A 4150-nucleotide genomic window follows, 5' to 3' on the forward strand; every position below is an offset into this window, starting at 1 on the left:
CCCGCCCGCGGTCGCTCGCCCTGCGGGGGCGCGTCGCCGCCCGGCGGGGTCGGAGCCCCGCCCGTCGCCAGCCGGGGGCCCGCCGCGGGCTGCTCGCCGTCGCCGGGCGCGTCCGGGGTGCGGGGGGTCACTGGTAGAGCGACCCCGTGTTGACGACGGGCGTCACGCGGCTGTCGCCGCACAGCACGACGAGCAGGTTGGAGACCATGGTCGCGCGGCGCTCGTCGTCGAGCGTGACGATGTCCTCGGCCTCGAGCCGCGAGAGCGCGTCCTCGACCATGGACACGGCGCCCTCGACGATGCGCGACCGGGCGGCGATGATCGCGCCGGCCTGCTGACGCTGGAGCATCGCCTGGGCGATCTCGGGTGCGTAGGCGAGGTTGGAGATGCGGGCCTCGATGACCTCGACGCCCGCCACGACGACGCGCGCCGCGACCTCGGTCGCGATCTCCGCGGAGACGACCTCGGTAGCCCCGCGCAGCGACTGCTCGCCGGCCTCGGCGTCGTCGTAGGGGTGCGACATCGCGACGTGGCGCAGCGCGGACTCCGCCTGGACACGGACGAAGTCGGTGTAGTCCTCGACGGCGAAGCTCGCCTTCGCGGTGTCCGCGACCTGCCAGACGACGATCGCGGCGATGTTGATCGGGTTGCCGTCGGCGTCGTTGACCTTGAGCTCGCTCGTCTCGAAGTTGCGCACGCGGACCGACACGCGCTTGCGCGTCGAGAACGGCACCGTCGCGACGAGGCCGGTGCGCCGGATGGTCCCCAGGTACCGGCCGAAGAACTGGACGACGAGCGTCTGCCCGGGGTTGATGACCTTGACCATCGTCAGCAGGAAGAGTCCGAGCAGGATCGCGACGACGCCGAGCACGGCACCGACCGGGGTCGCGGTCGCGAACAGAGGGATCGACCCGCCGAGGAGCACGAGGACGAGCAGGATCACCAGGCCGCCCCCGCCCGCGCCGAGCGACCACGCGGGCTGCTCGGTGACGTCGACGCGCGTGCCGTCGTGGCCGACGGGACGGCCGGTCGGCTCGCCGCCGACGGACTCCTGCGGGGGTGCTGCGCTCTCGGTCACGGGGCCCGTCCTCTCCTGCGGCCGGTGGCCGCGCATGTCTTGTATAGCAAAGTGATATCACAATATGGCGGGTCTTGACCATCCGCAGCCGCCAGAGGGTTGCGCGACGCACGGATGACGTGGCAGGCTACAAACAGGTTTGCCGCACAAAGTAGTTTCTCGATCAACGGAGACGACCATGACGACCGACGACGGCGACGCCGACCGCGCCGGGACCGACGAGCAGGGAGAGCGCGCGCTCGACGTCGCCGAGACGCTCCGCGTGATCCGCGAGCAGCAGGCGCACGCCCGCGACGCGACCGAGCCCGACACGCGGCTGCTGTGCCTCGCGTGGGGGGTCGCGTGGCTCGTCGGGTACCTGTGCCTGTGGGTGAGCGCCGTGCGCGTCGCCGACGGCGCGGACGTCGTGCGGCTCCGATCGGGGGCCGGTCAGGTGGTCGGCGCCCAGCCGGAGCCGTGGGCCTTCTGGGTCTTCTTCAGCCTCATCGCGGCCGCGACCGTCTTCACGATCGTCCACAGCGTGACGCGCACCGCCGGTACCCGCGGCGTCAGCGCCCGGACCGGGGCGATGTACGGGTGGTCGTGGATGCTCGGCTTCGTCTGCTACGGGTTCGTGCTCGGCGGGCTGGCCCGCGCGGGCGCGTCCACGGAGGTCATGGCGCTGGCGAGCAACGCGTTCGCGTGCATCGTCGTCGGTCTCCTGTATCTCGGCGGTGCCGTCGCGTTCGACTCCCGGGGGCTGTTCGTCCTCGGGGTGTGGATCCTCGTCACCGCGGCCGCGGCGACCTTCGCGGGGCTGCCGTTCACGTACCTGGTCATGGCGCTCGCGGGGGGCGGCGGGTTCCTCGTGATGGCCGGGGTCGAGCACGTCCTGCGCGTGCGACGGCGGCGTCCCGGGCCCGGCCCGGCGCTCGCCGGGGGGAGGGGGCCGGTCGATGCCTGAGACGGAGCTCGACCCCGTCATCCACGCGCCGGCGCGCCTGCGCGTCGTCGCGACGCTCGCGGCCCTCGCGAGCGGGGACGAGCTGTCCTTCCCGAAGCTCCAGAAGCTGCTGGGGATGACGGCGGGGAACCTCTCCACCCACCTGCGCAAGCTCGAGGACGCGGGCTACGTCACCGTCACCAAGACGCACGAGGGCCGCACGCCCGCGACCTACCTCGCCCTCACGACCCGCGGCCGTGTGGCCTTCGAGGACTACATCGCCGCACTGAACACCCTCCTGAGAGGAGCTGGAGCATGAGCGCCCAGCGCACGAGCCCCACCCGGGCCACCCGGCCCGGCCCCGCGCCGTCGGCGACCGACCCCGCCCGGCCGGTCGTCGCCGTCGACCACGTGACCCGCCGCTTCGGCACGGTCGTCGCGCTCGACGACGTGTCCCTGACCGTGGGGGCGGGCGAGCTCGTCGGCCTGCTCGGTCCCAACGGCGCCGGCAAGTCGACCCTGCTGTCCCTGGTCAGCGGGCAGCGCCGGCCCGACGCCGGGACGGTCCGCCTGCTCGGCGGCGACCCGCGCGACGCGCGCAGCCGCGCCGGGCTCGGCCTCACGCCCCAGGAGACGGGCCTGCCCGCGACGCTCAAGGTGCGCGAGGTCGTCGACTTCGTCGCCGGCCACTACCCGGACCCGGTCCCGACGGCGGCGCTGCTGGACCAGTTCGGCCTCACCGAGCTCGCGGGCCGTCAGACGGGTGCGATGTCCGGTGGGCAGAAGCGCCGCCTCTCCGTCGCGCTGTCGCTCGTGGGCCGGCCCCGCGTCGTCCTGCTCGACGAGCCGACGACCGGGCTCGACGTGAGCGCTCGCCAGGCGTTGTGGGACGCGATCCGCGCCTACCACGCGGACGGCGGCACGGTCCTCCTGACCAGCCACTACCTCGAGGAGGTGCAGGCGCTCGCGCAGCGCGTCGTCGTCATCGACCAGGGCGTCGTCAAGGCGGACGACTCGCTCGACGCGATCCTGCGCCGCGTGTCGCTGCGGCGGGTCGTGGTCGGGTCGGCGTCGGACCTCGCGGACCGGCCCGGCGTCGTGCGGTCCGACCGCCTCGGCGACGGCCGCCAAGAGCTCTACACGCCCGACGCCGACGCGCTCGTGCGCGAGCTCGTCACCTCGGGCGTCGACTTCCACGACCTCGAGATCCGGGGCGCGAGCCTCGAGGAGGCGTTCGAGCAGATGGTCGCGCGCGACGCGACCCCGACCACGGAGGCACGGGCCCGATGACCACCACGACGATCCCGGGCGGCGCCACCGCCCTCCCCGGGCCGCTGCGCCTCACCTGGCTGCACCTCAAGTACCAGTTCCTCGAGACGGTGCGCGTCCCCGTCGCCGTCCTGGGCAACCTGTTGTTCCCCGCGCTCGCGATGTTCTTCTTCGTCGTGCCGCAGAAGGAGGTGGCCGGCAACCCCGTGGCCGCGACCACGGCCGTCGCGTCGCTCGGCCTGTTCGCGATCTGCTCCGCGAGCCTGTTCACGTACGGGCTCGGCGTCGCGGAGGACCGGCAGCTCCCGTTCGACCCGTTCGTGCGCTCGCTCCCCGCCGGCCCGGCTCCGCGCATGGCGGCGCGCGTGCTCAACGGCGGCATCTTCTCGCTGTTCGGCCTCGTGCCGCTCATCCTCATCGGCTGGCTGTTCACCGACGCGAGCGTGACGTGGGGCCAGCTCCTCGCGGGCGTCGGGACCGTGCTGCTCGTGTCCGTGCCGTTCGTGCTGCTGGGCATGGCGATCGGCTACTCGCTGTCCGCGAAGGCCGCGCTGCCGGTCGTGCAGGTGATCCTCTTCCCGCTCGCGTTCGCCGGCGGCCTGTTCCTCCCGCCGTTCCTCTTCCCAAACTGGCTGGACGCGATCTCGATGGCCACGCCGACCCGCGCGGGCCGTGACTTGCTCGTCCAGGCCCTCACGGGCGAGCCGGCGTACGCGGGCGCATGGTTCGTGCTCCTCGGCTGGACGGTGCTGTTCGCCGCCCTGGCGGTCGGCGCCTACCGCCGCGACGAGGGCCGCCGCTTCCGCTGATCCTGCCGGGGGGGGGGGGGGGGCCGGCCGGGGGGGTGGGGGGCGGCGGGCCGACGGGGGGGTGGGGGTTGG

General features: G+C 73.6%; 5 protein-coding genes. 4 read left to right on the plus strand and 1 reads right to left on the minus strand.

What is annotated here, in order from left to right:
- Positions 1 to 127: 127 nt before the first annotated feature.
- Complete coding sequence (locus ACFWH7_RS09670; protein ID WP_047231815.1) at positions 128 to 1078, minus strand: SPFH domain-containing protein; 951 nt, start codon at positions 1076 to 1078, stop codon at positions 128 to 130.
- A gap of 178 nt (positions 1079 to 1256) precedes the next feature.
- On the opposite strand from ACFWH7_RS09670, the gene ACFWH7_RS09675 reads away from it, so the two are divergent.
- Genes ACFWH7_RS09675 through ACFWH7_RS09690 form a run of 4 tightly spaced genes read left to right on the plus strand, consistent with a single transcriptional unit; the run spans position 1257 to position 4078 of the window.
- Positions 1257 to 2021 carry a hypothetical protein gene (locus ACFWH7_RS09675; protein ID WP_378216295.1) on the plus strand — a complete coding sequence of 255 codons (765 nt, stop codon included), beginning with the start codon at positions 1257 to 1259 and terminating at the stop codon, positions 2019 to 2021.
- On the plus strand, positions 2014 to 2319 hold the full coding sequence (locus ACFWH7_RS09680; RefSeq protein ID WP_378216296.1) for a transcriptional regulator: 306 nt from the start codon (positions 2014 to 2016) through the stop codon (positions 2317 to 2319). Before ACFWH7_RS09675 ends, ACFWH7_RS09680 begins: the two co-directional genes overlap by 8 nt.
- Entirely contained in the window at positions 2316 to 3290 is a 975-nt protein-coding gene (locus ACFWH7_RS09685) for an ABC transporter ATP-binding protein (protein WP_378216298.1), read from the plus strand. The genes ACFWH7_RS09680 and ACFWH7_RS09685 overlap by 4 nt, the downstream gene beginning before the upstream one ends.
- Positions 3287 to 4078, plus strand: a complete 792-nt coding sequence (locus ACFWH7_RS09690; RefSeq protein WP_378216299.1) for an ABC transporter permease — start codon at positions 3287 to 3289, stop codon at positions 4076 to 4078. The genes ACFWH7_RS09685 and ACFWH7_RS09690 overlap by 4 nt, the downstream gene beginning before the upstream one ends.
- The last annotated feature ends 72 nt before the right edge of the window (positions 4079 to 4150 follow it).

Source organism: Cellulosimicrobium cellulans (assembly GCF_042723955.1).
Taxonomy (GTDB): Bacteria; Actinomycetota; Actinomycetes; order Actinomycetales; family Cellulomonadaceae; genus Cellulosimicrobium; species Cellulosimicrobium cellulans_H.